This is a genomic window from Rothia halotolerans (assembly GCF_004136635.1).
Lineage (GTDB): Bacteria > Actinomycetota > Actinomycetes > Actinomycetales > Micrococcaceae > Rothia > Rothia halotolerans.
Window position 1 is genome coordinate 595,847 of record NZ_NOIU01000002.1, and the last position, 22,612, is coordinate 618,458.

Below are 22,612 nucleotides of genomic sequence, written 5' to 3' on the forward strand. Positions count from 1 at the left end.
GGATCCCCTGACCCACCACACAAAAATCCCGCCCTGTCCGAGGACAGAACGGGATTTTCCTATGGAGTGGAGCTGAGGGGACTCGAACCCCTGACCCTCTGCATGCCATGCAGATGCGCTACCAGCTGCGCCACAGCCCCAACGACATATGACTTTAGCAGAGACGATCTCATGTGCCCAAATCGGCGTTCTGCTCTGTTGCCCCACGGGCCATCAGGGCACGACGCAGCCCGGCAACACGCCCCTCTCGTCCTGCCCCCGCCCCATCCCCATCCTGCCCAACGGATTCCTACCCATCCGGCTCCCGCCCCGCGGACTCCCGCCAAACCCCTACTGCCGCGAGAAAGCAGCATCAAAGGAAGCCTCCGGCATCTCCCACAGCAGCGACCGCACGAAGCGCACCGCCTCGGCCGCCCCGTGCAGCCGGTCCATGCCGGCGTCCTCCCACTCGATGGAGATCGGCCCCTCGTACCCGATGGCGCGGAGCGTCCGGAAGGCGTCCTCCCACGGCACATCCCCGCGGCCCGTGGAGACGAAGTCCCAGCCGCGTCGCGGATCCCCCCAGGGCAGGTGGGAGCCGAGGGCGCCCGAGCGGCCGTCGGGCCGCCGCAGCCGGGTGTCCTTGCAGTCCACGTGGTAGATGCGGTCCCGGAAGTCCCGGATGAACCCCACCGGGTCGATGTTCTGCCACATCATGTGCGAGGGGTCCCAGTTGAAGCCGAACGCCTCCCGGTGGCCGACGGCGTCGAGGGCCCGCTGCGAGGTCCAGTAGTCGTAGGCGATCTCCCCGGGATGCACCTCGTGGGCGAAGCGCACGCCCTCGGCGTCGAACACGTCGAGGATGGGGTCCCAGCGCTCGGCGAAGTCCTCGTATCCTCGCTCGATCATCTCCTCCCCGATCGGCGGGAACATCGCCACGTAGGGCCAGACGGAGGAGCCGGTGAAGCCCACGACGACGTCGACGTCGAGCCGGCGCGCCACGCGTGCGGCCCGCTTCATGTCCTCCGCTGCGCGCTGCCGCACGCCCTCCGCCTTGCCGTCGCCCCACACGTAGTCGCGGAGGATCGCCCGGTGGCGGAAGTCGATCGGCGCGTCGCACACCGCCTGGCCGGCGAGGTGGTTGGAGATCGCGTGGACCTCCAGGCCGTGGCGCTGGAGGATCGCGCGGCGCGAGTCGAGGTAGGCCGGGTCCTCCTCGGCGCGCCGCAGGTCCAGGTGGTCCCCGGAGGCGGCGATCTCCAGGCCGTCGTACCCCCATCCGGCCGCGAGCCGGCACACCTCCTCGAAGGGCAGGTCGGCCCACTGGCCGGTGAACAGGGTGACGGGGTGCGGGCTCTTCGACATCGCTTCCTTCTCTCCTCGGGGTCGGTTGTTCCTCGGGTAGGTCTTTCCTCGTGGCGGCCTTTCCTCGGGCCGACCGTTCCGTGCTGCGGTCGTTCGGTGATGCGATCGTTCGGTGATGCAGTCGTTCCGTGATGCGGCCGTCCCCCGCCTCAGCCGGCGGACGGCCCCGGCGGGATCTCCGTCCAGGCGCCGGAGGCCGCCGAGGCGAGCACGGCCTCGGTCAGGATCGCCGCGCGCACGCCGTCGGCGAGGGTGGGCAGCCCCTCGGGCCGCTCGCCGCGGATCGCCGCGTGCACGTCCTCGACGAAGGCGTTGAAGGCGTCCTGGTAGCCCATCGGGTGCCCGGCGGGGACGCGGGAGAGCCGCCCGGCGTCGGGCGGGAGCGTCTCCGGGTCGCGGACCAGCAGCCGCGAGCCCTCCCGGGCCCCGAGCCACAGCTCCTCCGGCCGCTCCTGCTCGAAGCGGGCGCTGGCCTGCGCGCCGTGGACCTCGAGGGTCAGCGCGTTCTTCCGCCCCGGCGCCATCTGCGAGACGAGCGCGGTGCCCAGCACCCCGCCCTCGAGCTCGAAGAGGACGGCCGCCAGGTCCTCGTTGGAGACCCGCTCGCCGCCGCGCTCGGAGAACACGGTGCGCGTGCGGGCCGTCAGGCCGGTGACGCGGCGCCCGGTGACGAACTCGACCAGGTCGAACAGGTGCGAGCCGATGTCGGCGAAGGCGCGGGATCCCCCGCCCTCGGCGCCGGTGCGCCAGTTCGCGTCGTCGGGACGCACCATCCAGTCCTGGAGGTAGCCGCAGTCGACCGTCAGGAGATCGCCGAGGCCACCGGACCGGATCCGCTCCCGGGCCTCGCGCACCATGGGGTGGTAGCGGTACACGAAGGGGACCGCCGCGCACAGGCCGCTCCCCTCCGCCCGCGCCAGCAGGGCCCGGGCGTCCTCGACGCCGGTCGCGATCGGCTTCTCGCAGATCACGTGCTTGCCCGCCGCGAGCGCGGCCCCGGCCTGCTCGGCGTGCAGTCGGTTCGGCGTGCACACGTGGACCAGGTCCACGTCCGGGGCCGCCAGCACCTCGGAGACCTCGCCGGCGCGCTCGGCACCCACCTGATCCAGGGCCTGCCGGGCGCGCTCCGGGCGTGAGGAGGCCAGCGCGGCGACCCGGCCGCGCGCCGCGCGCACGGCCCGGGCGTGGACGGTCGCCATGAAGCCGGCGCCGAGGATCGCGCTCACCGGGGGTGTCGAGGACAACGTCGTTCTCCTTCGCGTCGATCGTCTGCCGCCGGGGACGCTTGCGGCCGGACCCCGGGAATCCCCGGGGCCGCCATCGTCTCATCCGGCGCGGTCGTTGACACTCATTTTATTTAGGATCAATATAAAGTCCTACGGTATCACCCAGATCACACGATGCCGAGGCTTCCGCCGCCGAAGAACCGAAGGAGAGCATCATCCATGCCCGCTATCGACACCCCTCCCCCGCTGCGCGTCGGCGTCGTCGGCCTCGGCTGGGCCGGGCAGCAGCACCTGGACGCCTACCGGGCGATCCCCGGCGTCGAGGTCATCGCCCTGGCCGGGCAGGAGGAGGACCTGCTCCGGCGGCTCGCCGAGGAGCACGACGTCGAGCACCGCCTGAGCGACTACCGCGACCTCCTGGAGGTCCCCGGCCTCGACGCCGTGAGCATCGCGGTGCCGACCTTCCTCCACGCGCCCATCGCGCTGGCCGCCCTGGAGCGCGGCCTGCACGTGCTGTGCGAGAAGCCGATCGCCCGCACGGCCGAGGAGGGGCAGAGCATGGTCGAGGCGGCCCGGCGCGCCGGGCGCGTCCTCGAGATCGCCTTCAACCACCGGCTGCGCGGCGACGTGCGCGCCCTGGCCGAGCGCGTCTCCGCCGGTCAGATCGGGCGCCCGTACTACGGCAGGGCCTCCTGGCAGCGCCGCCGGGGCATCCCGCAGCTGGGCAGCTGGTTCACCAACCACGACATGTCCGGCGGCGGCCCGCTCATCGACCTCGGGGTGCACGTGCTGGACTACGCCCTGCACATCCTCGGGGAGCCCCGCGTGAGGAGCGTGACCGCCTCGACCTTCGCCGAGCTCGGCCCCCGCGGGCTGGGCGGGACGCCCCGCAACCCCGAGGACCGCTCGGCCCACCCCTACGAGGTGGAGGACTTCGCCTCGGCCTTCCTCCGCCTCGAGGACGGCGGCACGCTGATCGTCGAGGCGGGGTGGGCCGCGTACCGGGAGGAGACCGACCTGCTGGACTTCAGCGCCTTCGGCACCGAGGGCGGCGCCCGGCTCCACGTCGCCGGCGCCTCCGAGAACCCCTGCGGGGACCTCACCATCTATCGCGACGTCGAGGGCGAGGTCGCCGACGAGGCGGTCGAGACGATCCCGGGCCCGGCCCACCAGGGGGTGGTGGAGGCCTTCGTGGAGCACGTGAGGGATCCCGCCTGCTGGGCCGAGCACGACGGCTCGCTCGCCCTGAGCCGGGCCAGCATCATCGACGCCTGCTACCGCTCGGCCGCCGAGAAGAAGGAGGTGGAGCTGTCATGAGCCTGCGCATCCTGGTCTGGAACGAAGGGGTCCACGAGAGCACCGGCGACCCCGCGAACATCGCCGACTACTATCCCGAGGGCATCCACGGCGCCGTCGCCGCGGGCCTGCGGGAGCTGCTTCCCGAGGCGCAGGTGAGCACCGCCACCCTCGCCGACCCCGTGCACGGGCTCACCGAGGAGGTGCTGGACCGCACCGACGTCCTGCTCTGGTGGGGTCACGTCGCCCACGAGGAGGTCGACGACGCCGTCGTCGAGCGGGTGCACGAGCGGGTGCTGGCGGGGATGGGGCTGATCGTGCTGCACTCCGGTCACTTCGCCAAGATCTTCAAGCGCCTGCTGGGGACCACCTGCTCGCTGAGGTGGCGCAACGAGGGCGAGCGGGAGCTGGTCTGGACCGTGGCCCCCGACCACCCCATCGCGGCCGGCGTGCCGAACCCCGTCGTCGTCCCCCGGCAGGAGACGTACGGCGAGTTCTTCGACGTCCCGGCCCCGGACGAGCTGGTCTTCATCTCCTCCTTCACCGGGGGCGAGGTCTTCAGGTCGGGCCTGACGTACCACCGCGGGCGCGGGCGCATCTTCTACTTCAGCCCCGGGGACCAGGAGTACCCGGTCTACCTCCAGGCGGAGATCCGGCGGGTGCTGGCCAACGCCGTCGAGTGGGCGGCGCCGCGGGGACGGGAGCGGCGGATGCCGGCGGTCTCGAACGATGCACGGGGGTGGTTCCTGGCGGAGGGGGCGGAGTAACGGCAGGAACGGCGCGGCTGCTGCCGGTCCAGACCGTAGACTGGCGGGATGACGAATCCCCACAGCTCCGCCCTGGCCCGCGCCTGTCGCCTGGCAGGCAAGACAGCCCTGATCGGTACGGGCGGCCTGATCGGCGCGCAGCTCACCGTCGTCGGCGCCCTCGCCGCGATCGACGGGATCAAGCAGCGTGGCCGCAGGAAGCGCGATGCCCCGCGGCCCGGGACCTTCCACGCCCAGGTCGGGGACTCCCGTCTCAGCGTCTACACCTCGGGCGGCGCCCTCTACGACCACATGATCGAGGCCATCGACGGCGCCCAGAGCTCGATCCAGCTCGAGACCTTCATCTGGAAGGGCGACGAGATGGGCCAACGCTTCATCGACGCCCTCAACCGTGCCGGCGACCGCGGCGTCCGCGTCCACGTCATCTACGACGGTTTCGCCAACCTCGTGGTGAAGCCCTCGTTCTTCGGACAGTTCTCCGATGCGGTCGACGTGTGGCGGATGCCGGTGGTGCGGCGCGGGTTCTGGAAGGGCCTGATCCGGCATACCGGTCTGGACCATTCCAAGGTCCTCGTCGTGGACGACGCCGTCGCATTCGTGGGCGGGTACAACATCGGCTCGATGTACGCCCGTCAGTGGCGCGACACCCACGTGCGCGTGATCGGCCCCGACGTGTGGGGACTGCGCAACTCCATCTCGCGGAAATGGAACACCGCGCATGCGCCGCAGGACCACATCCCGTGGATTCCCGCGGACGACTGGAAGCAGGAGGTGCATGCGGCCTCGAACATCCCGCTTCAGCTCGTCTACCCCATCCGCGGCCTGTACCTGACCGCGATCGAGCGGGCCAAGGACCATGTCTACGTCAACACTCCGTATTTCGTACCCGACCAGCAGATCCTCTCCGCGCTCCTCGACGCCTCGCGCCGCGGGGTCGACGTGCGGGTGATGCTTCCCAAGGACTCCAACCACATCGTGGCGGACTGGGTCTCCCGGGGCTTCTACAAGGAGATGCTCGACGCCGGGGTCACGATCCTGCTGTACCGGGCCTCGATGATCCACGCCAAGACCGCCACGATCGACGGGCAGTGGTCCACCGTGGGCACGGCGAACATCGACCGGCTCTCGCTCTCGTTCAACTACGAGACCAATGTCGAGGTCATCGACGCGGCATTCGCGGCGGAGGTCGAGAAGGTCTTCGCCGCCGACTCGGAGCACTGCGAGGTCCTGAAGCCCGCGGCCTGGAGCGATCGTCCCCTGATGGCTCGCGCCGCCGAGACGATCCTGTCCCCGCTGCGCCCCTTCATGTGATGCGGATGGACTCTCCCCTCCCCCTCGACGTCGACCACTCCCATCTCTTGCCGGGCGCCCGCCTCTCCTGCTCCGAGGGGGATCCGCCCTCCGCGGGGAGCCCGGCCGAGGCGCTCGTGCGGTTCGGGGACGGCGCCGAGGCGCCGGCGAGCCTGGACGTCCTGCACGAGACGGCCGGGCGCTATCTGCTCGACGTCGGCCCCTATGAGACGGCCGCCGGGACCGACATGCCGGCGAAGGCCTGGGTGGTCGAGGCGACCGGCGAGCAGGGCTGCGGATGGACGCTGCTGGTCAAGGCGAAGGCGGGCTGACGCCGTCGGACGGGGAGATGGCCTCCGCTTCGCGAGGGGCGGCGGAGCGTCGCGAGGGGCGGGGCGGTGCGTCACGGAAGGTCGCGGGCGCTCGTCATATGGTCCGGGAACCCCGGCGTGCCGGCCCCGATACTCTAGAATGGCTGGCAGACCGGGGGCCCGAATGCGCACGGTTGGATGCGTGTTCTCGTACCCCTTCAGACCGACGCTCTCCTATGGAACGGGTATTCATGACGCGCAGACATCGCCAGCCGGCCCAGGAGCGGGGCAAGAAGACGCAGGACGCCATCCTGGCGGGCGCCGCGGCGGCCTTCCAGGAGTCGGGTTTCGCGGGGGCCTCGCTGTCGAAGATCTCCGCGCTCTCGGGCATCTCCCAGGGCTCGATGTACTTCCACTTCAAGTCCAAGGAGCAGATCGCGCTGGCGGTCATGCACGAGCAGCACGTGCGCACCTATCAGAAGATCGAGAACGCCCGCGAGGAGACCGCCGATCCGTTCGAGCAGATGATCCGCACCTCCCGCGCGCTGTGCGGTCTGCTCGCCGAGGACGACGTCGTCCGCGCCGGCATGGAGCTGACCCTGGAGAACAACGCCCTGCGCGAGGAGTCCTACGCCTTCTACGACCGCTGGTTCTCCCGTGTCGAGGCGATCCTCGAGCACGCCCGCGAAGACGGGATCCTCGTCACTCCCCTGGCCTCCGCGGAGCTGAGCCGCAGCATGGTCGGCTACTTCACCGGCAGCGACCTCGTCTGCCGCAGCTCCCAGACGGAGTCCGACCTGCTCGCCTCCATCGAGGTCATGTGGGTCGTCATCGTGAGCGCCGTCATCGCGGAGGACCGGCGGGAGGAGTACCTCGGGATCTGCCGGGAGCTGTTCCGCGCGGAGTGACGCGGCGGGCACGCGCCCCGCATCCCCTGCCCCCGGCTCGTCGCGAAGGAGACCGTTGCGGCCCTGGCCAGCGCTGATCGGCGCCATCTGCTCCGAAGTCACCGGCTCCCTGTGCCTGAAGGCGGCGCAGAGCGAGCCGCTCCTCTACCTCGCGGTCGCGGCCGCCTACGCCCTCAGCTTCACCCTCCTGGGGCTGACCCTGCGGGCGGGCATGAAGCTCGGCATCGCCTACGGCATCTGGGGTGCGACCGGCGTCGCGCTGACCGCGGTCCTCTCCGCCCTGGTCTTCGGGGAGCCCATCACCGTGCTGATGGCGGTGGGGGTCATCGTGATCGTCGCCGGGGTGCTGTGCGTGGAGCTCGGCTCGCAGCGGGCACAGCGGGAGGCCGACGCCGAGGGCACCGGTCGCAGTCCGGAGAAGACCGGTCCCGGTGCGGAGGAACGCAGCCACCAGGCCGAGAGGTCCGGCTGCGGCACGACCGGCGGCGAGGGGGCGACGTCGTGAGCCTCATCTCCCTCTGCCTCGCCATCGTCTGCGAGGTCGGCGCGACGCTGTCGCTGCGGATGGCCGTGACGGGCCGCCGGATCTGGTTCGTCCCCGTGGTGCTCGGCTACGTCCTGGCCTTCTCCCTGCTCAGCGTCACACTCGCGCACGGGATGCCGCTGGGGGCTGCCTACGGGATGTGGGCGGCGGGCGGCGTCGCGCTCACCGCGGTGCTGTCCAAGCTGCTCTTCGACGAGCCGCTCACCTGGATCATGGGGCTGGGCATCGTGCTGATCGCCGGCGGCGTGCTGCTGGTGGAGACGCAGGCCGCGCACTGATCGGAGCCGGGGCCGGCGACGCCGCGCCTCACAGCCAGCCGCTCTCGTGGGCGGTCCGCGCCGCCTCGTGGCGGGTGCCGGAGTGGGTCTTCTGGATGGCGCTCGAGAGGTAGTTGCGGACCGTCCCGTGGGCCAGGCGCAGCCTCCGCCCGATCTCCTCGGGCGAGTACCCCTCGCGGGTCCCGCGCAGCACCTCCTGCTCCCGCTCCGTCAGCGGGCAGTCGTCCATGAGGGCCTGGGCCGAGAGGTGCGCGTCGATGAAGCGGCCGCCCCCGGCCACCGTCACGGCGACCTCCGCGATGAGCGCCGGCTCCGCGTCCTTGCCGAGGAAGCCGCGCACCCCGGCGCGCAGGGCGCTGCGCAGCGTCCCCGGGCGGGCGTGCCGCGTGAGGATCACCAGGGCCGCGTCCCGGTCCAGTTCCGCGATGTGACGGGCCGCCTCCAGCCCGTCCATGACCGGCATCTCGAGGTCGAGGATCACGACGTCGGGCGCCTGCTCGGAGAAGAGACGCACGGCCTCGGCGCCGTCGCCGGCCTCCGCGACGACCTCCAGGTCCGCCTCCAGCGGCAGCAGGGTCGTCAGGGCGGACCGGATCAGCCGCTCGTCGTCGGCCAGCAGGACCGTGGTCGTCATCGCGCCTCCTCGAAGCTCAGCCGCAAGAGGAACGTCCCGTCCCGGCGCTCGGTCCGCAGGGTGCCTCCCGCCTCCCCGACGCGCTCCTCGAGAGTCGCCAGGCCTCCCCGACGGCCGGAGGGCGCGGGGGCTCCGTCGTTACCCACCACGAGCTCGCGCTCGCTGATCGAGATCCGGACGGCGCTCGCCCGGGCGTGCCGCAGGATGTTGGTCGTGGATTCGCGCAGGGCCAGCGCCATCTCGGGCTCGTACGGCGTCTCGGGCGTTCGCGGAGGATCCACCTCGGCCTGGATGCCGGCCGCATCGAAGAGCTCGACGGCGTTCGCCAGCTCCGCCGCCAGCACCAGGCGGTGGCTCGCGTGGGCCAGCTGCCGTCCCTGCTCGATGCTCGTGGCGACCAGCTCCTGGATCGTCCGGAGCTCCGAGGCCGTGCGCTCCGGGTCGGAGTGCTGCACCTTCGCCGCCACCGCGGCCTTGAGCTTGATGACGTGCAGCGTATGCCCTTGGACATCGTGCAGGTCCGCGGCGAAGGCGCTGCGCTGCCGCTGCAGGGAGGCCTCCCGCTCGGCGTCCTTGGCCCGCTCGAGCAGCCGGAGGAGATGGCGCTGGTCGTCGGTCGTGATGACGGTCATGGCCCAGAACCAGGCGAGCAGGGCCGCGGCCAGCGCGACGGACACCGCCGTATCCGGAACCGTCACCAGTCTCAGGCTCAGCACCGCCAGCACCCCGCCGCCGATGACCGCGCTCATCGTCATGCGCCGCCGAGAGCGATGCGCGGCCCAGGTGGCCAGCGTGACGCTCAGCCCCACCCCGCCGGCGATGAGGTCGCCCCAGAGAGCGGTCAGCGCCAGGGTGGCGGCGCCCACCGCGAGGGAGGCGGCCATGAGGAGCCGGGGCGGCATGCGGTCCCAGCCCGTGAACAGGACGGCGGCCCCGAGCAGCAGGCTCGGCGCCAGCAGCACCAGCCCGGAGGGATCGCTGACCGGCGGGAATGCCGTGACGACCGCGGTCACCAGGAAGGCCTCCGCGTAGTCCCGGACGGACCGCCGCCGCAGCGTGCGGTACGCCGTCTCCACGGAGGGGATCGCCGGCGGGGAGCTGTTCACGATGGTCCTGTACGCCTTCCCTCGACACGGAATAGCTTCCCTCACTCTAGTCAACGCCACCTCGCCGCTCCCGGAGCCGCGCTCACGTCAGCACGTGCAGCGCCCCGCTCGCGACGAGCATGACGAACGCCGTGTTCACCACGGCCGTCCCGATGCCCGAGATCAGCACGAGGAACCGGTTCAGCCCGGCGGCGCTCATGACGAATCCGTTGATCACGACGCTGAGGAAGAACCCGCCGAGGAACATCGCGACCGGGATGCCCCACTTCTCGACGCGGGCGAGGATCCTGCGCTCCCGCTCCCCCTTGCTCCTCCGCCCTCCGATGGAGGCGCCGAGCGTCACCGAGGCGAAGGTGGCCAGGACGGTGCCGCCGGCGGCGGGCAGGAACGCGGCGAGGGCCGGGACCCCCGCGACGATCCCGACCAGCCCGGCGACGTCGCCCTCCAGGAACGGGATGGCCCCGATGACCAGCAGGGCCAGGAACTGCAGGGTCAGGGGGAGCGTGTCGACGAACTGCTGGAGCGACTCGACGGTCGCGGCGAGGTCGGGGAGCAACGGGTTCATCCTCTTTCTCTCAGGGAGCGCCCCGGCCGGATGCGCAGGGTCTAGGACCATGCTTCCCGTCGCGCGGCGGGCCGTGGCAGTCGGCGCGCGTCATGAGTCGATGTGACGCGGCGTCACACGGCGTGGGGCCGGCACCCAGGATCCTCCTCCGCACCTCGGGAACCTCCGCCCTGCCCGGCTTTTCCACAGCCGCCGGGCGGGCGGGGTCGGGGCGGTATAGCCTGGAGGACATGATCACCGCCTCGCTCGAATCCGCCCGCACGGTCCTCTCCGAGGTCTTCGGCTACGACTCCTTCCGGGGCGAGCAGGAGGCCGTCGTGGAGCACGTGGTCGCCGGCGGGGACGCCGTCGTGCTCATGCCCACCGGCGGCGGCAAGTCGCTGTGCTACCAGATCCCCAGCATCGTGCGGCCCGGCACCGGCGTCGTCGTCTCGCCGCTGATCGCGCTGATGGCGGACCAGGTCGCGGCCCTGGAGAACCTCGGCGTGCGCGCGGCGTACCTCAACTCGACGCTCACCCTGGACCGGGTTCACGAGGTGGAGCGGCAGTTCCTCGACGGCGAGCTCGACGTCCTCTACATGGCGCCGGAGCGGCTGGTGCTGCCGCGGACCCTGGACCTGCTCGGCCGCGGCTCGATCGCCCTGTTCGCAATCGACGAGGCGCACTGCGTCTCCCAGTGGGGGCACGACTTCCGCTCCGACTACCTCGGCCTGCACGTCCTGGCGGATCGGTTCCCGGGTGTCCCGCGGATCGCGCTGACGGCCACGGCGACCCGCGCCACCCACGCCGAGCTCACCGAGCGGCTCTCGCTGCAGGACGCCCGCCACTTCGTCGCCAGCTTCGACCGACCCAACATCGAGTACCGGATCGTGCCCAAGGACGGGCCGCGGGCGCAGCTGATCGACTTCATCACCACGGAGCACCCGGGACATTGCGGCATCGTCTACTGCCTCTCGCGCCGCGGCGTGGACCAGCTCGCCGAGGCGCTGAACGCCCGGGGCATCGCGGCGCTGCCGTACCACGCCGGGCTGCCGCAGGAGGTGCGGGCCGGGAACCAGGCCCGGTTCCTGCGCGAGGACGGCCTGGTCATGGTCGCCACCATCGCCTTCGGCATGGGGATCGACAAGCCGGACGTCCGCTTCGTCGCGCACGTGGACCTGCCCCGCAGCGTCGAGGGCTACTACCAGGAGACCGGGCGCGCGGGGCGGGACGGGCTGCCCTCGACGGCGTGGATGGCCTACGGGCTGGGTGACGTCGTCTCCCAGCGCCGGCTCATCGAGTCCGGCGAGGGGGACGAGGCCTTCAAGCGGCGCTCGATGTCCCATCTGGACGCGATGCTCGCCCTGTGCGAGACGGTCGACTGCCGGCGGGTGCAGCTGCTGAGCTACTTCGGTGAGGACTCCGGGCCCTGCGGCAACTGCGACACCTGCAAGAACCCGCCCGCCACCTGGGACGCCACCGTGGAGGTGCAGAAGCTGCTCTCGGCGCTGATCCGCCTGGACCGGGAGCGGGACCAGCGCTTCGGCTCGGGCCAGGTCATCGACGTGCTGCGCGGCAAGGCCGGGGACCGCTCCCGGGCCTCCCGGCACGAGGAGCTCAGCGTATGGGGCGTGGGCGCCGACCTCTCCGAGGCGCAGTGGCGGACCGTCATCCGGCAGGCGCTGGCCCGGAGCCTGGTGGTCTCCCACGGCGACTACGGCGTCCTGGTCCCCGGGCCCGCGGGCGGGCCGGTGCTGCGCGGCGAGGAGAGGGTCTTCCTCCGCGAGGATCCCGCCGCGAAGAAGGCGGGCCGCTCCCGCCGGGGTGGCCCTCAGGGGCGTGCGGCCGCGCCGATCGAGCTGGAGCCCGCCGACGCCGCCCTGTTCGAGCAGCTGCGCTCGTGGCGGGCCGAGCAGGCGAAGGAGCAGGGGGTCCCCGCCTACGTCGTGTTCAACGACGCGACGCTCTACGGCGTCGTCGAGGCCAAGCCCGCCTCGATCGGGGAGCTCGGCGGCATCAGCGGCGTCGGGCAGAAGAAGCTGGACCGCTACGGGGAGGCGGTGCTGGGCATCGTCTCGGGCGCCGGGACTTCAGATGCGGAGGCCCCGGATCGGGAGCCAGGGTGAGAACCCGCCCAGGGCCAGATCAGGCGGGATCTCCCGATCCCTCTGATCCCGGCGACCTGGTCGAGGTCCTGCGGGCCGCAGGTTGCGTCTTCGCCGAGGAGGAGGCCGCCGTGCTGCGCGAGGCGGCGCACGACGCCGGGCGCCTCGAGGCCATGATGCGGCGGCGGGTCGCCGGGGAGCCGCTGGAGCACGTCGTCGGCTTCGTCGAGTTCATGGGGATGCGCCTGAGCGCGGGCCCCGGGGTCTTCGTCCCCCGCCAGCGCACGCGGCTGCTCGCGGAGACAGCGGTCGCGGCGGTGCGGGAGGCCGGGCGCGGGGGCGGCCGGCGGGCGGTGTTCCTGGAGGCCTTCGCCGGCGTCGGGCCCGTGGCGGCCGCCGTGCGGCGGGCCGTGCCCGAGGCCGAGGTCCACGCCGCGGAGCGGGACGCCCGCGCGCTGCGCTGCGCCCGGGAGAACCTGCGCGACGTCCCCGGGTCGGCCGAGGTGCCCGGCGCTGCCGAGCTTCCCGGGTCGGCCTGGCCTCCTGGCACGGCCAGGGCGCACGAGGCATCGGTCCTCGAGGGCCTGCCCGAGGAGCTGCGCGGCCGCGTCGACGTGATCGCCGCGGTCCCGCCCTACATCCCCCGCTCCGCCGCCGGGCTGCTCCCCCGCGAGGCGCGTGAGTCCGAGCCGGCCGAGGCGCTCTTCGGCGGGGAGGATGGGCTGACGCCCGCCCGTGTGCTCATGGATCAGGCGCGGCCCTGGTTGTCAGGGCGCGGCCCGCTGCTGCTCGAGATGAACCGGCAGCAGTGCCCCGCGGCCGCACGCCATGCCGCCGGGCTCGGGTACGGGGCCGAGCGGATCGAGGGCGATGACGGCCAGACGGCGGTCCTCTCCCTGCGCCGGGAGGATTCCGGAGGACGCCGGGAGGAGTGAGAGCCGGACAGAGCGAGGCTCGGAGCCGGTGCCGCAGACGGGACGCTCGGGCTCACGGTCCGGGCCAGTCCTGGGACGGGAAGCCGGGTCAACCACGCTGCCGGCTTAGTCGCCGCGAGGCGAGCGCTCCCCCGCGGACTCGGCCCCAGCCTCGGCCCCGGCGTCGGCCTCCCACGGCTCGGTGCGCACCGTGGCCCGCCCGCTGTCCGCCAACAGCTTCGAGACCGGGCACCGGGCGTGCGCGGCCTCGGCCAGCCGGCCGGCCAGCTCCGCGTCGGCCCCCTCGACGGAGACGTAGGCGGTGGGCACGAAGAAGTAGCCGCCGCGCGGCTCGGGCCGCAGCTCGACCTCCACCCGGACCCTCCCGCGGTGCGCGAGGCCGCGGGCGGCGATGACCACCTTCAGCGTCTCCCCCAGGCACGTGCTCCAGGCCATCGCGAGGAACTGCTCGGGGTCGTACCCCTCCCGCGGCTCGCCGGGCCCGGCCGTGGGGAGGGAAGTGCCATCCTCCATGCTGACGGCGCCCGCCGTCCCGCCGACGTTCCGCACCGACGCGGTGTACAGCGGGTCTCCCTCGACGCCGGCCTCCCGGCCCCGGGCCTCTCCCGCGCTGCTCTTCTGTGACATGCGCCCATGGTACCGCCGGAAACCGGGGCGAGGGCGAGGTCACCACCATTTATCACACCCGTGATACGTTAACGTCATGGCCCACCTCGAGATCGCATCCGTCACCCACTCCCTCCCCGGCGGCCGCCCGCTCCTGCGCGACATCTCCCTGCGCGTCGGCGAGGGGGAGCACATTGCGCTGATCGGGGCCAACGGCGCGGGCAAGAGCACCCTGCTGCGCATCGTGACCGGCGAGATAACGCCCGACGCCGGGGCTGTGACGCGGCACGGCTCCCTCGGCGTCCTGCCCCAGACGCTCGCGGGCGGGACGGTCGCCGACCTGCTGCTCTCCGTGGCGCCGCCGGCGCTGCGGCGCATCGCCGCCGACCTGGAGGCCGCGCGCCGGCGTCTGGAGGCCGAGGACTCGACGTCGTCCCAGATGGCCTACGCCTCCGCGCTCACGGCCTGGGGCGAGGCCGGGGGCTACGACGCCGAGGTGCTCTGGGACGCCTGCTCGACCTCCGCGCTCGGCCTCCCCTACGAGCGCTCCCGCGAGCGCCCGGTCTCCGCGCTCTCCGGCGGGGAGCGCAAGCGCCTCGCCCTGGAGGCCCTGCTGCACGGCCCCGACGAGCTGCTCCTGCTCGACGAGCCCGACAACTCCCTCGACCTGCCCGGCACGGCCTGGCTCGAGGAGCGCCTGGCGGCCTCCGGCAAGAGCGTCCTGTACGTCAGCCACGACCGGGAGCTGCTCGCCCGCACGGCGGACGGCGTCGTCTCCCTCGAGCTGGGCGCGGCCGGCAGCACGGCCTGGACCCACGCGGGCGGGTTCGCCACCTTCCACGAGGCGAGGCGCCGGCGCTTCGAGCGCCTCGACGAGCTGCGCCGCCGCTGGGAGGAGGAGCGGGAGAAGCTACGTGCCCTGGTCCGGATGTACAAGCAGAAGGCCGCGTACAACTCCGACATGACCTCCCGGTACCGTGCCGCCCGGACGCGGCTGGCCCGCTTCGAGGAGGAGGGTCCGCCGCAGGCCCAGCCGCGGGAGCAGCGGATCTCGATGCGGCTGCGCGGCGGACGGACCGGACGCCGGGTGCTGACCTGCGAGAGTCTGGAGCTCACCGGCCTGATGCGTCCCTTCGACGCCCAGGCCTGGTTCGGCGACCGCATCGCCGTGCTGGGCTCCAACGGCTCGGGCAAGTCCCACTTCCTGCAGCTGCTCGCCGGCGGCGGGAGCGATCCCGCACCGGAGCACGCGCCCGCCTCCGGGCTCGAGGTGGTCCCGGTGCCCCACACCGGGACCGCCCGGCTCGGCGCGCGGGTCCGGCCGGGCTGGTTCGCGCAGACCCACGGGCGGCCCGACCTCTCCGGCCGCACGCTCCTGGACATCCTGCACCGCGGCGACGAGCACCGGCCCGGGCTGCCGCGGGAGGAGGCGTCCCGGGCCCTGGCCCGGTACGAGCTCGCCGCGGCGGCCGAGCAGGACTTCGACGAGCTGTCCGGCGGGCAGCGCGCCAGGCTGCAGATCCTGCTGCTCGAGCTCGCGGGCGCTACCCTGCTGTTGTTGGACGAACCGACCGACAACCTCGACCTCGAGTCCGCGCACGTGCTCCAGGAGGCGCTGCGCTCCTTCGAGGGCACGGTGCTCGCGGTCACCCACGACCGGTGGTTCGCCCGCGACTTCGAGAGGTTCTGGGTCTTCGGATCCGACGGCCGGCTCCGGGAGACCCGGGAGCCGGTGTGGGACGAGGGCCGCGTACGACGAGAGCGAGGATGAGGATGCCCGCACGCATCGACCCGGAGCGACGCCGGGAGCTGGTGGTCGACGCCGCCTTCCGGCTGGTGGTCGCCGAGGGGATGCCGGGGGTCTCGCTGCGCAAGGTCGCGGCGGAGGCCGGCCTGAACATCGGCTCGGTGCGCCACTACTTCGAGGGGCACGAGGACCTCCTCGCCGCCGCGGCCCGGGAGTCCGGGGAGCGGATGGGCCGCCGGCTGGCGCGCCACCCGGCGGAGGGGCTGGCGGGCTTCTCCGGGGAGTTCGCGGTGGAGGCGCTGCGGGAGCTGGTCGAGCAGGTGCTGCCGGTGGACGGGGAGCGGCGGGCCGAGGCCGTCGTCGTCACCGAGCTCATCCTGGCCTCGCGCACCCGGCCCGTCTTCGCCCCCGTGGCCGCGCAGATGGCGGCGGACCTGCACGAGGTGCTCCGGGAGGCCCTGGCCGTGCTGGGACATCCCGGGCCCGACGCCGGCGCGCGGCAGATCTCGGCGCTGGTCGGCGGCCTGACCCTGGACGCGATCACCCCCCACGGTGCACTGGGACCGGGGCAGGTCCGCGAGACGCTGGAGGATGCGCTCCGCCTGCTCCTCGGGGTCCCTCGGCAGAGCTGAGCGGCGGGCCCGGCCTCACCCCCTGGAGACCTCGGAGAGGTTGATCAGGCCGGTGTCCTTCTCGTTCACGGAGGTCCTCAGCGCATCCTGCGTGCGCAGCAGGTCGCGGCTGCGGGTCTCCGGGATGAGGAAGGTGGAGGCGGTGGTGATGGCCGCGAGCACCGCCACGTACAGGCCCATCACCGCCCAGTTCCCACCTGTGATGGTCAGCAGCCACGTGCCCAGCACCCCCGCCAGGCCGCCGGCCAGAACGGCCGAGATCTCCCGGGCCATGGCGACCCCGAGGTAGCGGTGGCGGTTCCCGAACATCTCCGGCAGCAGGGCGCACTGGGGCCCGAGCATCGAGTTGACCGCGACGCCGATGCCCACCGCGATGACTGCCACCGTGAGCCAGCCGATGCTCAGCGAGAGCATCCACCACGAGGGGAAGGCGAAGAGCAGCATGAACACCGCCCCGAAGCGGTAGACAGGCCGCCGGCCGAAGCGGTCCGAGAGGTGGCCGCTGAGGGGGATGGAGAAGATGCCGATCAGCGAGCCGATGGTGACGCCCCATGTCGCGATGCCCCGGTCCACGGGGTGGGCGAGGAAGGTGCCGGCGACGAAGGCCAGCGAGACGTTCTGGTAGATGTAGGATCCACCGTTTTCCGCCATGCGCAGCCCGATGCCGGTGATCACCCCCGGCATGCCCGTGGAGAAGATGTCCCGGAAGGGGCTGCTGGCGACCTGCTCGTGCGCCTCCAGCTCGACGAAGGTCGGGGTCTCGCGCAGCCGCATCCTGATCATGAGGGCGAGGAGGATGAGAAGGAAGGAGGCCAGGAACGGCACCCGCCAGCCCCAGGACATGAGGGCCTCCTCGGGCATGAGGGTCAGCCCGGAGAAGACGACGGCCGCCAGCAGGGTGCCCGCCTGGATGCCGATGAAGGGGAGCGCGGAGAAGAAGCCGCGGCGTCGGACCGGGGCGTACTCGGCCATGAGGACGGTCGCCCCCGCCTGCTCGGCGCCCGCCCCAAGGCCCTGCAGCACTCTCATTAGCACCAGCAGCGCGGGCGCCCAGAGCCCCACCGTCTCGTAGGTCGGCAGCAGGCCGATCGCCGTGGAGGCGCCACCCATGAGCACGATCGTCACGACCAGGACCCATTTCCTGCCGAGCCTGTCCCCGATCATGCCAAAGAAGAGCCCGCCGAAGGGACGGGCGACGAAGCCGACCCCGTAGACCGCGAACGCGCCGATGACGCCCATGGCGGGGTCGCTCGGGTCGAAGAAGAGCTGGTTGAAGATCAGGGCGGTCATGAGGCCGTACAGTGCGAAGTCAAAGTACTCCAGGGCGCTGCCGACGCTCGAGGCGAGGGTCGCCCGGCGCAGATTGGCCGAGTAGTCGGGGTCATGTTCAGGATTCCTGGAGCCGTTGCCTGTGCTCACGTCATCTCCTTTGATGAGGCGCCGTCGGACTGACGTTCATCCGCAACGTACCACATGCAGGACACCGTGCAACAGAGTGGACGAACAACGGGCCCGGGGCCATCCGGCGATGGCTTCGAGACGGGAGGGAGCCCCTCAGGCCCGCGAGCCGCCACCGTCGTGGGCCATCGGGTTGGTGAGCTCCGCCACCGCGTCGTGCAGCCCCTCGCGGACCCGGGCCATGGACGCCTCGTCGGCCGAGGCCGCGGGCAGGGCGACGCCGATGGCGAGCGGCGGGTCCCCCGGCGCCCAGGGCGGCAGAGGCACCGCGACCCCGACGATCCCCTCCAGGGAGGCGCTCCGGTCGAGGGCGTAGCCCCGCCCACGGGCCTCGGCCACGACGTCGACCAGCTCCTCCGCCGTCGCGAGACTGGAGGGCGTGAGGCGCCGGAGGCCTCCGGCGCGGAAACGCTCCCGGATCTGCTCGTCGGTGAACGACATGAGGGCCGCGCGGCCCGTGGCGGTCTGCTCGGCGGGCAGCCGCGAGCCGAGCGGCGTGCCCAGGCGCTCCTGACCGCGCCCCTCGTGACGCGCGAGGTAGAGCGCGTCCCGCCCCTCCAGCATCGCGATCTGCACCAGCTCGCGCCGCAGCGGCTCCGAGGCGGCGCAGACCGAGAAGAACTCCCTGATCTGGTTGAACTGGAGGGCGAAGGCCCCGCCCAACTCGGCCGTGCGACGCCCCAGCCGATACCCGCCGGGGACGCGCTCGATCATCCGCCCCTCCTCCAGCGCCGCGCAGACGTTGGCGGCCGAGGACTTGGCGATGCCCAGGGCGCGCGCCAGCTCGCTCAGCGTCATCGGGGCGCCCCGGCTCTCCGCCAGGACCGTCAGGGCGCGCAGGGCGCGGGTGACCGCGGGGGCCGGATCTCTTTCGGGGACAGCCATTCCATTCCTTTGTCTGCCGCAGGTCCAGGTGCTCGCGCCCGCCGCGCGCGACGACGCCGTCAGGCCGGGACCGGCGCACTGTGTGGAGCCGGTCGGCCTCCCCAGCTTAGCCGCAGGTCCGGCGGCCGGCGGCGCCGCCGTCAGTCGTCGCCGTCGAAGAGCCCGCCGTCGAGCAGCCAGTGGTGGCGCAGCCGCAGGGCGCGCTCGGTGCTGGCCAGCAGGGCCGCCACCAGCAGGGCGGCGTTGAGCGTGGCGGGCAGCCGGACGGGCGAGTGGAAGACGCCGAGGCGCTCGGCGACCGGCGGTATCCGCGAGACCTCCTCCACGATCTGCGGGAGCCCGAGGACCAGGGACACCAGCAGCACCACGACGGAGACGATGCCGATGCCGCGGCTCAGAGCCGGGTGGCCGCGGTCCAGGCGGGCGCGGCGGCCCTCGGCGGAGGCGGGGTCGGGGGCCAGCTGCCGCTCCGCGCCGTCCTCGGCCACGAAGTGGCACCTCTTGAGCCCGTAGCTGCTGGTCACGACCTCGATCACGCCGCCCGGGACCTGGAAGACGGCGGGAAGCGTGGACTCGGCGTGGTGCCGGCCGTCGCGGTAGAGCCGCGCCCGCACCTCGCCGTCCGAGGAGTCGCCCCAGAGCCGGACGTCCACGGACCAGAGGTGCCGCTCGCCGTCGTCCTCGGGCAGGCGCACGTGGAGCAGCACCCGCGAGAGGGGCTGCCACCAGCGATAGCGCTGGAGCGCATGCCCGTCCCCCGGCTTGACCCTGCGGGTCGCGCGGCGTCGCCTCCAGTTCGAGAACACACCGCCACTGTACCGATCCGGTGAAGTCGGTCACCGGCGCACTCGCCGGGACGGTCGATCCGCGGAGGAAGCGCTGCGGTGACCGGCGGCCGGGCGCCGGAGCCGACCTCAGCGCTCCTCGGCGTCCCCGAGCCGCTCGTAGGCGGCCAGCAGCAGCCGCTCCGCGCTGACGAGGTAGGCGTCGAGCTCCCGGCCGGCCCGCCCGGTCTCCCCGCACTCGACCAGGGCCAGGATCTCCCGGTTGCGGTCCAGGAAGGGGGCGTGCAGGTATTCGGGATCGTCCACGATGCCGAAGGCCAGCCGCATCTCGGCCGCGAAGAGCGTGAAGATCCGGGTGAGCCGGGCGCTGTCCGCGAGCGCGATGATGGCGGTGTGGAAGGCGACGTCGGCGGTTCCCACCGCCTGCCAGTCCCCGGCGCAGCGGGAGGCCTCGGCCGCCTCCACGGCCGCGCGCATCCCGGCGATGGCCGGGTGGCGCGGGAAGGCCTGGGCCAGCGCCTGGCACTCGATCATGCGCCGCACCCGGTAGAGGTCGATGATCGAGGTGATCGTCGGTGTGGTCACGTGGGCGCCGCGGTACGGCACCTGGGTCACCAGGCCCTCCTGGCCCAGGATGCGGAAGGCCTCGCGCAGGGTGTTCCGGGAGACGCCGAGCCGCTCGGCGAGCTCGGCCTCCCGCAGCGGCGCGCCGGCCAGCAGCGAGCCGTCGATGATGCGGTCCCGCAGCGCGGCGGCGGTCTCCTCGGCTCGGGAGACCGGCCTGCCGGCGGCAGGCTCCCCGTCCGTCGTGCTGCGATCCCCGGTGCTCATCTCCCACAGCTTACCCGGCAGGGGATCATTTCGGGCGTCGTCACCCTCTGAAACGTCGTTTCCGTTCCATCAGAACCATTTTTTGTTCAACGATCTGCTTGTTTCGTTCAAGATGTGCCGGTAGTCTCATCGGATACCCTCCTATGTGAGGCACATCGCACGGAAGCCCCGAAAGGACGAGGCGGAGCATGAGCGACCACCAGCGGAACGAAGAGGGCCCCTCACGGGCCTCCACCCCGGGACCCGAGACCACCACCAGCCGCACCGCGGGCTTCGTCAAGGCGCGGAAGGGGTCGCTGCTCGGCGCGATCTTCCTGATGGCGACCTCGGCGATCGGCCCAGGGTTCATCACCCAGACCGCGACCTTCACGGTCTCCCTCGGAGCCGCCTTCGCCTTCGGCATCCTCCTGTCGATCGTCATCGACTTCGTGGTGCAGTCCAACATCTGGCGCATCATCACCGTCAGCGGCAAGCGGGCCGGCGAGCTCGCCAACGCCGCGGTGCCGGGCAGCGGATACCTGCTCGCGCTCCTCGTCGTCTTCGGCGGCCTGATCTTCAACATCGGCAACATCGCCGGGACGGGGCTGGGCCTGAACGCGATGATCGGCCTGGACCCCAAGATCGGCGGGCTGGTCAGCGCGCTGCTCGCGATCGGGATCTTCCTGGTCAAGCGCGCGGGCGCGGTGATGGACAAGGTGGTCGTGGTCCTCGGCGCCGTGATGCTCCTACTGACCCTGTACGTCGCGATCGCCTCGGGACCGCCCGTGGGCGAGGCGCTGCGCCAGACGGTCTGGCCGGACACCTTCGACTTCGCCATGATCACCACCATCGTCGGGGGCACGGTGGGCGGGTACATCACCTACTCGGGCGCGCACAAGCTGCTCGACGCCGGGGTGAGCGGTCCCGAGCACATCAGGGAGGTCACCCGCTCCGCGCTGCTGGGCATCGGCGTGACCGGCGTGCTGCGCTACCTGCTCTTCCTCGCCTTCCTCGGCGTCACCGCGAGCGGGGTGGCGATCGACGTCAGCGGCGACCCGGCGGCCCAGTCCTTCCAGGCCGCGGCCGGGGAGTTCGGGCTGCGGGCCTTCGGCGTCGTCATCTGGGCGGCGGCCGTCTCCAGCGTGATCGGCGCGGCCTTCACCTCGGTCTCGTTCACGACCGTGTTCAGCCGCCGCATGGAAGGGCGGGTCCGGGACTACGCGACCGTGGCCTTCATCGCCGTCGGCCTGATCGTCTACCTCCTGGTGGGCACGACGCCGGCCGCGCTGCTGGTCTTCGCCGGCGGCTTCAACGGGCTCATCCTGCCGATCGGGTTCACGATCTTCATGTACATCGGCTGGTTCCGCAAGGACCTGCTGGGCGGCTACCAGGTGAACCGCGGGCTGCTCGTCGCCGGGACGCTCGTGACGCTGCTGACCTGGTACATGGGGGTCATGTCCTTCGGGGAGATTTTCGCGTTCCTCGGCTCCTAGCCGGGGCCGCGGGAGGGCGAGAGCATGGAAGCGGAGCAGAGGAAGAGGAACGAGGGAGAGATCATGCGGATCGACATCAACAGCGACCTGGGCGAGCACTACGGCGCGTGGCGCATGGGCGACGACGCGGCGATGCTCGGCATCGTCACCAGCGCCAACGTGGCCTGCGGCTTCCACGCCGGGGACCCCCGCTCGGTGCTGGAGACCCTGCGGGGCGCGGCGGAGCGAGGGGTCGCGGTCGGGGCGCACGTGGCGTACCCGGACCTGGTGGGCTTCGGCCGGCGGGAGATGAATCCCACCGACGCGGAGCTGGAGGCGGACGTGATCTACCAGATCGGCGCCCTGCAGGGGCTCGCGCGGGCCGCGGGCACCGAGGTGCGCTACGTCAAGCCCCACGGCGCGCTCTACAACACGATCGCCCGCGACGAGCGGCAGGCGGCCGCGGTGCTCCGGGCCGTCCGCGCGGTGGACCCGGAGCTCCCCCTGGTGTGCCTCGCGGCCTCGCAGCTGGTGGAGCAGGCCGAGGCGGTGGGCACGCGCGCGGTGCCGGAGGCCTTCGCGGACCGCGCCTACGAGCCGAGCGGCGCGCTGGTCTCCCGGCGCGAGGCCGGGGCCGTGCTGGAGGACCCGGAGGAGGTCGCGGAGCGGATGGTGCGGATGGTGCGCGACGGCGTCGTCACCGCCCGCGACGGCAGCGAGGTGACGCTGCGGGCCGAGTCGATCTGCGTGCACGGCGACAGCGAGGGCGCGGTCCGGATGGCGGCCGCGGTGCGGGACCGGCTGGACGCGGCGGGCGTGGAGCTCGGCTCCTTCGCGGGGCGGCGATGAGCGCGGCGGGCGCGCGTCCGGGGGCCGAGGACGGCTCCCGCCGGGGCGCCGACGGGACGACGGAACCGGTGGGAGCCGCG

The 22,612-nt window shown here is 72.4% G+C and carries 23 protein-coding genes and 1 tRNA gene; 13 read left to right on the forward strand and 11 right to left on the reverse strand.

The window, feature by feature from the left end; genetic code table 11:
• Positions 1-67: 67 nt before the first annotated feature.
• From EWV39_RS07710 to EWV39_RS07720, 3 genes are all read right to left on the reverse strand, one after another.
• Positions 68-140: transfer RNA gene (locus tag EWV39_RS07710), tRNA-Ala, on the reverse strand.
• 190 nt (positions 141-330) lie between these two features.
• A complete protein-coding gene (locus EWV39_RS07715; protein WP_129658350.1) occupies positions 331-1,344 on the reverse strand; it encodes a sugar phosphate isomerase/epimerase family protein in 1,014 nt (337 codons plus the stop codon).
• A 149-nt stretch (positions 1,345-1,493) separates the two neighbouring features.
• On the reverse strand, positions 1,494-2,588 hold the full coding sequence (locus EWV39_RS07720; protein WP_238148175.1) for a Gfo/Idh/MocA family protein: 1,095 nt from the start codon (positions 2,586-2,588) through the stop codon (positions 1,494-1,496).
• Positions 2,589-2,789: 201 nt separating this feature from the next.
• Between EWV39_RS07720 and EWV39_RS07725 the strand changes: the two genes are divergently transcribed.
• From EWV39_RS07725 to EWV39_RS07755, 7 genes are all read left to right on the forward strand, one after another.
• The gene (locus EWV39_RS07725) at positions 2,790-3,887 is read left to right on the forward strand and encodes a Gfo/Idh/MocA family protein (RefSeq protein WP_129658352.1); all 1,098 of its coding nucleotides are present in this window, start codon (positions 2,790-2,792) and stop codon (positions 3,885-3,887) included.
• A complete protein-coding gene (locus tag EWV39_RS07730) occupies positions 3,884-4,633 on the forward strand; it encodes a ThuA domain-containing protein (RefSeq protein ID WP_129658354.1) in 750 nt (249 codons plus the stop codon). Before EWV39_RS07725 ends, EWV39_RS07730 begins: the two co-directional genes overlap by 4 nt.
• A 48-nt stretch (positions 4,634-4,681) precedes the next feature.
• Entirely contained in the window at positions 4,682-5,944 is a 1,263-nt protein-coding gene (locus EWV39_RS07735; RefSeq protein ID WP_129658356.1) for a phospholipase D-like domain-containing protein, read from the forward strand.
• A gap of 5 nt (positions 5,945-5,949) precedes the next feature.
• Positions 5,950-6,255: a hypothetical protein gene (locus tag EWV39_RS07740; RefSeq protein WP_129658358.1), complete on the forward strand. Its 306-nt coding sequence runs from the start codon at positions 5,950-5,952 to the stop codon at positions 6,253-6,255.
• Positions 6,256-6,485: 230 nt separating this feature from the next.
• Positions 6,486-7,142 (forward strand): ScbR family autoregulator-binding transcription factor, encoded by a 657-nt coding sequence (locus tag EWV39_RS07745; protein ID WP_165313220.1) that lies wholly within the window; start codon positions 6,486-6,488, stop codon positions 7,140-7,142.
• A 55-nt stretch (positions 7,143-7,197) separates the two neighbouring features.
• Positions 7,198-7,647, forward strand: coding sequence for an SMR family transporter (locus EWV39_RS07750; protein WP_129658362.1), 450 nt, complete (start codon positions 7,198-7,200; stop codon positions 7,645-7,647).
• Entirely contained in the window at positions 7,644-7,964 is a 321-nt protein-coding gene (locus EWV39_RS07755) for a DMT family transporter (protein WP_129658364.1), read from the forward strand. The genes EWV39_RS07750 and EWV39_RS07755 overlap by 4 nt, the downstream gene beginning before the upstream one ends.
• 28 nt (positions 7,965-7,992) lie before the next feature.
• Here the strand turns inward: EWV39_RS07755 and EWV39_RS07760 are convergent, their stop codons facing one another.
• The 3 genes from EWV39_RS07760 to EWV39_RS07770 all read right to left on the reverse strand — a co-directional run bounded on the left by EWV39_RS07760 (position 7,993) and on the right by EWV39_RS07770 (position 10,269).
• Entirely contained in the window at positions 7,993-8,598 is a 606-nt protein-coding gene (locus tag EWV39_RS07760) for a response regulator transcription factor (RefSeq protein WP_129658366.1), read from the reverse strand.
• Complete coding sequence (locus tag EWV39_RS07765) at positions 8,595-9,704, reverse strand: sensor histidine kinase (protein WP_129658368.1); 1,110 nt, start codon at positions 9,702-9,704, stop codon at positions 8,595-8,597. Before EWV39_RS07765 ends, EWV39_RS07760 begins: the two co-directional genes overlap by 4 nt.
• An 82-nt stretch (positions 9,705-9,786) precedes the next feature.
• Complete coding sequence (locus EWV39_RS07770; protein WP_129658370.1) at positions 9,787-10,269, reverse strand: hypothetical protein; 483 nt, start codon at positions 10,267-10,269, stop codon at positions 9,787-9,789.
• Between the two features lie 230 nt (positions 10,270-10,499).
• On the opposite strand from EWV39_RS07770, the gene recQ reads away from it, so the two are divergent.
• Positions 10,500-12,374 (forward strand): DNA helicase RecQ, encoded by a 1,875-nt coding sequence (gene recQ / locus EWV39_RS07775; RefSeq protein WP_129658372.1) that lies wholly within the window; start codon positions 10,500-10,502, stop codon positions 12,372-12,374.
• Positions 12,371-13,288 (forward strand): N5-glutamine methyltransferase family protein, encoded by a 918-nt coding sequence (locus EWV39_RS07780; RefSeq protein ID WP_165313222.1) that lies wholly within the window; start codon positions 12,371-12,373, stop codon positions 13,286-13,288. The genes recQ and EWV39_RS07780 overlap by 4 nt, the downstream gene beginning before the upstream one ends.
• A 105-nt stretch (positions 13,289-13,393) precedes the next feature.
• On the opposite strand, the gene EWV39_RS07785 is transcribed toward EWV39_RS07780, so the two are convergent.
• Positions 13,394-13,915 (reverse strand): OsmC family protein, encoded by a 522-nt coding sequence (locus tag EWV39_RS07785; RefSeq protein WP_129658374.1) that lies wholly within the window; start codon positions 13,913-13,915, stop codon positions 13,394-13,396.
• A gap of 76 nt (positions 13,916-13,991) precedes the next feature.
• Here EWV39_RS07785 and EWV39_RS07790 point away from each other — a divergent pair, with 76 nt between their 5' ends.
• Together EWV39_RS07790 and EWV39_RS07795 are read left to right on the forward strand one after the other, a co-directional pair.
• On the forward strand, positions 13,992-15,665 hold the full coding sequence (locus tag EWV39_RS07790; protein WP_129658376.1) for an ABC-F family ATP-binding cassette domain-containing protein: 1,674 nt from the start codon (positions 13,992-13,994) through the stop codon (positions 15,663-15,665).
• A gap of 2 nt (positions 15,666-15,667) precedes the next feature.
• Positions 15,668-16,273: a TetR/AcrR family transcriptional regulator gene (locus EWV39_RS07795; protein ID WP_129658378.1), complete on the forward strand. Its 606-nt coding sequence runs from the start codon at positions 15,668-15,670 to the stop codon at positions 16,271-16,273.
• A 15-nt stretch (positions 16,274-16,288) separates the two neighbouring features.
• Here EWV39_RS07795 and EWV39_RS07800 read toward each other — a convergent pair whose 3' ends face one another.
• The 4 genes from EWV39_RS07800 to EWV39_RS07815 all read right to left on the reverse strand — a co-directional run bounded on the left by EWV39_RS07800 (position 16,289) and on the right by EWV39_RS07815 (position 20,232).
• Positions 16,289-17,692, reverse strand: a complete 1,404-nt coding sequence (locus EWV39_RS07800) for an MFS transporter (protein WP_129658380.1) — start codon at positions 17,690-17,692, stop codon at positions 16,289-16,291.
• Positions 17,693-17,827: 135 nt separating this feature from the next.
• Positions 17,828-18,616, reverse strand: a complete 789-nt coding sequence (locus EWV39_RS07805; RefSeq protein WP_129658382.1) for an IclR family transcriptional regulator — start codon at positions 18,614-18,616, stop codon at positions 17,828-17,830.
• A gap of 140 nt (positions 18,617-18,756) precedes the next feature.
• Positions 18,757-19,422: a hypothetical protein gene (locus EWV39_RS07810; protein ID WP_129658384.1), complete on the reverse strand. Its 666-nt coding sequence runs from the start codon at positions 19,420-19,422 to the stop codon at positions 18,757-18,759.
• Between the two features lie 108 nt (positions 19,423-19,530).
• Entirely contained in the window at positions 19,531-20,232 is a 702-nt protein-coding gene (locus tag EWV39_RS07815; protein ID WP_129658386.1) for a GntR family transcriptional regulator, read from the reverse strand.
• 188 nt (positions 20,233-20,420) lie between these two features.
• Between EWV39_RS07815 and EWV39_RS07820 the strand changes: the two genes are divergently transcribed.
• Complete coding sequence (locus EWV39_RS07820; protein WP_129658388.1) at positions 20,421-21,704, forward strand: NRAMP family divalent metal transporter; 1,284 nt, start codon at positions 20,421-20,423, stop codon at positions 21,702-21,704.
• A gap of 60 nt (positions 21,705-21,764) precedes the next feature.
• Positions 21,765-22,532 (forward strand): LamB/YcsF family protein, encoded by a 768-nt coding sequence (locus tag EWV39_RS07825; protein WP_202864917.1) that lies wholly within the window; start codon positions 21,765-21,767, stop codon positions 22,530-22,532.
• Positions 22,533-22,612 lie beyond the last annotated feature (80 nt).